The sequence below is a fragment of the Methanoculleus sp. SDB genome (assembly GCA_001412355.1).
Classification (GTDB): Archaea; Halobacteriota; Methanomicrobia; order Methanomicrobiales; family Methanomicrobiaceae; genus LKUD01.
Window position 1 is genome coordinate 1 of sequence record LKUD01000107.1, and the last position, 5,543, is coordinate 5,543.

General features: G+C 58.2%; 2 protein-coding genes and 1 pseudogene. 1 reads left to right on the plus strand and 2 read right to left on the minus strand.

Going from position 1 to position 5,543, the window contains the following annotated elements:
• Window positions 1-136 precede the first annotated feature (136 nt).
• Window positions 137-688, plus strand: a complete 552-nt coding sequence (locus APR53_01860) for a hypothetical protein (protein KQC02973.1) — start codon at window positions 137-139, stop codon at window positions 686-688.
• Between the two features lie 304 nt (window positions 689-992).
• Here the strand turns inward: APR53_01860 and APR53_01865 are convergent, their stop codons facing one another.
• Window positions 993-1,970 carry a hypothetical protein gene (locus tag APR53_01865; GenBank protein ID KQC02974.1) on the minus strand — a complete coding sequence of 326 codons (978 nt, stop codon included), beginning with the start codon at window positions 1,968-1,970 and terminating at the stop codon, window positions 993-995.
• Between the two features lie 516 nt (window positions 1,971-2,486).
• A pseudogene (locus APR53_01870) lies at window positions 2,487-5,543 on the minus strand.

Here is a 5,543-nt window from a genome sequence, read left to right on the forward strand (position 1 = left end):
AAAATTCCTTTCACAGTTTTTTTACACCCGGACGGGATGTGTCCGGCAGTGATGCTTTCTCACGGAGTTACCCATCCCGGGTGGCGGGGCCGGCACCGTATCCTTTTTCCCGGAAGCTTCCGTATTCATCCATGTCATGACCGGCACTGCCGTCTTCCGGGTCCCGGCGTCCGTGCTCCGGTACGAGCATAACATTCTCCATGATTCCCATTGCCCGCAGGAGGTTGCCGGGATATTTACGCCGGCAGGCGTTCTCAGGTACGAATTCTTCGGGGATGACTTTGTGTATCTCCCCGAGTCGGAATATGGCGAAATTTCCGGGTGCATCATCACGCACCTTCACCGGTCCGGGTACCCGTTTTCCAGCCATGACATCCTTGAATCCTCGCGGTTTATGGTGCACGAAATGCGGGTCGTGACCAGCACCACCGTCTATTCGCTGAAGGCCGGCACGGGGGGCTGGCCTGATCCGGTCGTGACGGCAGCGGTTCTCCGGGATGTGATGCAGAGCGGGATATTCCGGTGGCATGCGTATCATATCAGGAAACAGTTCCTGTGCCATCCGGGTTCCTGCCCTTCCGGGGCCGTATGCCTGATGCGCGAGACATTCCTGCGGCTCTGTGCCGGTGCTCTCGGACTGGTGTTTGCCAGAGGATCGTGGTCGGAGTGCCCCCGAAAATATCGTTGAGCAGGAATCAGACCTGTATGCCGTGTTCGAACGGCGCGCTCGCGTATATTTTCCGGCACGGAAGACGGATATCCGCACCGCACGGGAAGAAAAGGCTCCGGACGCTCTTCTCAGTGCAATGGACCTGATTCCCGGCAGAAGCTGGTTCCACCGGTGATGTCGTCTCGGCTTTCACGGCGAAGGAGCCGTGGGACTGATCCGCTTCCGAGACGCTCCTCTCCGGGGAAAAAAATACCAAAATACAATAATTATTGTTTTCCTATGAGCTCTTGAGACGTAATCGTGTACAGTGGTCTTCCTTTCCCTATACCATCAGGACCTCCGTCTCTCCGATCTTATCCACCGCATCGTTGATGTCCCGCATTATATCCTCCTTTGACCGTTTTCCCGGACTGATGGCACCGCGGATCTGGCCGTTGTCAATGAGGTAGTAAAAATCGTCACCGACGATGTAATAGCGGGTAAGTCCCCTGATCTCGGCCTGGTCAACTAATAACCCTATACGTTTCTTCAATTCATCCGGGTGATCGTACACGAGATAGCTCCGGACATCATCCGGCATCCGCCGCCGTGGCCGCGGCGGTATCTCCGGTGCTCCTGCTGCAATCTCGGGTGATGGAGCCGATGCGGGTTTGGGTGCCGATTTGGCTTTGGCCGCCTTTTTATCCTCGCCCAGTACCCTCCCGCCGAGGTAACCGGTCTGGCTCAGCCCCATCAGGTAAACGAGCGTTGGATCGATATCGGGAAGCGAGAGCCCGGCGGTGTCTGCCGCAGCGGCTCCGTCACCTGCGGCGGCCATTCCGGTGACCGTTCCCACGACGACCGAGAGGTAGAGGACAATGCCCACGAAGGTCCATAAGAACATCTGGAACCTGTTGAGAGCGATCTTCCCCTTGTTCTTCAGCATCATGCCGAAGGGAGGGAGTTTTTCCGGTGGTTGTGAAGGTGTATCGGGTTTATACTCCGATTTTGTGTACCCTATGCTGACAAGGGGCACCGCGACGCTGATACCGAGCAGCAGGTACAGGTTCAGGGGAATCTCTGTCGAAAACGTGAGATCACCCTCGAATATCCTGATGGCGGAAATCCAGATGTACGAGAACGAGATGACAATCGTCCAGAGAAGGAACTGGAAGAGCGAAAGGCTCGGCACCCAGTAATCGGCACGGATGATGTTGAGAAAATTCCCTCCGTCCGTTCTGACCAGCACCATGGCACCAAGAAGTACCGCGGCAATGACGACGACGGAGGTGATGAATCCGAGCATAATGCTGTCTGCCATAGCCCCCTATTTGATATTGATAGCAATATAGTATTCGCCAGATACAAGTTTCGGATCTTTTGCCGCACATCAGAGGTGCGACGGCGTCCGGTCTCCGGACGGGTCTGTCTGCCTCCCGTGCCCGGGTACCCGAATTCCCGTCGTCGGCCCTGCCCGCAGCCATGATTACGGGCTGTACAGTACTCTGTGCCCGTGTGCGCACGCGGATCCGACCGCGACACGGGTTCCGGATATGTTCGCTGACAATAACGCAGAAGCCGTTTCGGTGAGAACACCGGTCCGGGATATCCATGCTCCCCGGATCCTAGTAGAATAAAGGTCCTCACCCGGAGTCCTGATACCGGGAAACGACTTCAACAGTGCCGGAAAGCACCGTGAGACACCCGTTCGGTCCCTGAGAAAACGGGGCCCGATAATCAGCTACGAAAGGAAGAAACCGGATGCCGGGCGGACATCTGCCGATCACGCTGTCCGTGAAACGAAGTGTGTGCAAAAAAGGAGAGGGGTTTTGTCTGCTCAATCACGGCGTGCTCCCCGGGCAACGAGATAGAGTGCTCCGGTTATCGCAAGCGGCACGGCAACAGACGGGAATTCCGGTACAGGCGTACCGCTGCCCGACGGGGTAACATGCACGCGAATCCTGACAAGGGCTTCGGCCTGTGTCACGGTCTGGTCGTCCTTCGGACCGAAGTAGAAGAGCAGCTCATCTCCGTCCTGAATCAGAAGGTTCGATACACCCGTGGTGTCGGAGAAGTAGTTCTGATAGACCCCGTTTAACCTGTAGTTCCACCCGTTCGTGCCGTCGTAGACGTACGAGTCGATCCAGTCTATGAGCGCGGTGTTCTTGGTCTCCTTCCAGATGCCGCCGTACATGAACCCTCCGTCCACGGAGGCGGCGTGAAGCGCACCGTGCGGCGTGGGCCAGTCGACGGTATGGTCAAAGCCGTCGGCATCCGTCCAGTCGAAGGTTTCGCCTTCGCACAGGGTCACCTCGCCGTCATAGAGAACAACGGCGGATGCAGGCGCCCGTGCCATTAGCTCTATCGAGGCGACTCCCTTCACGTCCATTGCAACGCCCGCACCGACGAAGCGGAGCGGCCAGCTCGAATCGTCGTCCGGAATCCGGTATCCGTCAAGCGTATTCGCGATGATGAACTCCGTGCTTCTCACCGTTTCCTCACTCGGGATGGTGACGGTGAAACCGTCGGTGGCCGTAATCACGATATCGTAGCCTGCAAGGGCAAGCGCTTCGTTGTAGGCCTCGTCGGAATGCTGATCCGCATCATCGACAAATCCACAGAGGAAATAGAGCGGCATGCCCGACCATTCGCGTCCCTTGTCGTCGGTATAGCTTGCCAGATGGTTCGCACCGAACTGGCAGGCGAGCGCAGCTTCGAAGTACGCCTTGTTTACGGTATACTCCATGCCGCCGATTTCGATGCCGTCGAGGTGAAGGTTCCAGTCGGATGCGGGAGTCGTATAGACCCTGATCTCGGTCACATACTTTGCCGAGGTACCGGCACAGGACGGGTAGAGAATGCCCGGTGCGTACTGGCCGTAGTCAGGATCGCTTGCGCTGTAGGACTGGTAGTAGTAGTGCCAGTATCCTGCGGGCATGCTCTCGTGCATGTCCCACTGGCCGTAGATGGTGTCCTCCGGCATGAAGAAGAGGCGCATGCCGTCACCGTAACCGGGCACAAACACGCCGTCGGCATACCAGGCAAGAACCGCATCGCCCTGCCGTTCCTGGATCTCGGCCGTCGTGTAAATGCTCGTATAAGGCAGGATGGTCTTGTAGCCGTCGTCTGCAAGGAAGACGATATCGGTACCCTCGCCCATGCCGCCGACAAGGCTTACCAGGTCAATTACCCGGGTTCCCTTCACAGCATTGGAGATCTTGTAACCGCCCTTGGTCTCATCGGCAACACCCCAGATGTCCTCGGGATCCATGGTGATGCCCTGGTAGTGGTACTGGGTTTCGCCGTCGCCGATGACATCAAACTGCATCATCATCTCGGTGTAGTCAATCCAGGTTTCGGCAACGATGGTCTGCTGGTCCTCGCCGTATTTCACGATATGTACCTTCGGAATCGCCGTAGGTTCGTTGAACTCGTTCAGCTCGATCTCGACGATGTTGCCGACGCTCATGCCGCTCAGGGTTCCGTCGTCCCGGGTGACGCCGTCACCGACAAGGCGCAGAGGCCAGGACTCGTCGAGCGGCTCTCCATTGGCCATATTCGCGACGATATAATCACTGCTCCATGCGACATCGGCGCTCGCAAATTCCTTTGCATACCCGTCTCCGGCCTTCACCGTGATCTTGTAGCCTGCCATGGCCTGCGTTGCACTGTACTCGTGCGGCTGCCGGTCATCGACCCAGCCGCAGAGGAACCAGAGCGGCATGCCGGACCAGACGTTGCCGTCAATGTCGGTCCACTCGGCATAATGGCCGGATGCGGGGCATGCAAGTCCTTCCTCAAACTCTGCCCGGGAGATCACATCGGTGATCTTCCCCGCCATATTGAGGTTCCAGCTGCCGGGCTCCGCCGGAGGCGTCTGAAGTTCGAGGATCTCGATTGTTGCGATGGAACCGACACGGTCCATGCCGGAGGTGATGGCAGGGCCGTTCAACTTCAGCGGGTAACCGTCGTCCACAGTAAGCTCCACGCCGTTTTTCATGTTCGCCACGATGTACCCGTCGTTGCGGGCCACATCTGCGCTGAGGAATGTACGTGAGAAGCCGTCACCGGCGATCACGTTCACGGTGTAGCCTGCGGCTGCGACATCATCGCTGAAGGTCCAGTGCGAGGCGAGCTCGATGTCATCCACCGCGCCGAGGAGCACCCAGAGCGGGACGCCGGACCAGGTGTCGCCATAGTCGTCGGTCCATGAAACAAGGTGTCCCGAGGTCGTGCAGGCAAGCCCTTCCTCGAACTCGGACTGGGTGATCGTATCGCCGACCTCGCCAATCATCTCAAGGGTCCAGCCTTCGGACGGCTCAGGGAGGCCCACAAGTTCTATCCGTACGATGTTTCCTACCTGCTGCCCTCCCGAGACCCCAGGACCTTTCAGATGGAGCGGCCAGCAGGGTTTCCCCGTCTCCGGCTCCGTAAGCAGCGGGAGCGGCTCGCCGTTGAGCGTGTTGGCCACGATATACCCTTCATCGCGGGCGATATCCGCGCTTGCGAGGCTGGTGTCCCAGCCGTCTCCGGCTATCACTTTAACCGTATAGCCCTGGGCGGCAATATCATCGTTAAAGTTGATATGATACGGACCCGTATCGGGATTGTCGTCCACCATGGCGACGAGCAGCCAGAGCGGGACGCCGCCCCAGACATTGCCGTCAATGTCGGTCCATTCGGCGTAGTGGACACAGGCAAGTCCTTCTTCGAAGTAATCCCTGGAAACGGTCGTGTCGATGGCTCCGGAGAGCTCAAGCGTCCAGTCGGAAGGAGTTGTTCCCGTTGATGCGACGGTCAGGACAGCGGCGGTGGCCTTGCCCTGCACTTCGGCAAGGTCGGTTTCGTCCGTGACATCGGCCGCGTAGTAGTACTCGACTTTGTCCCCGTCGGC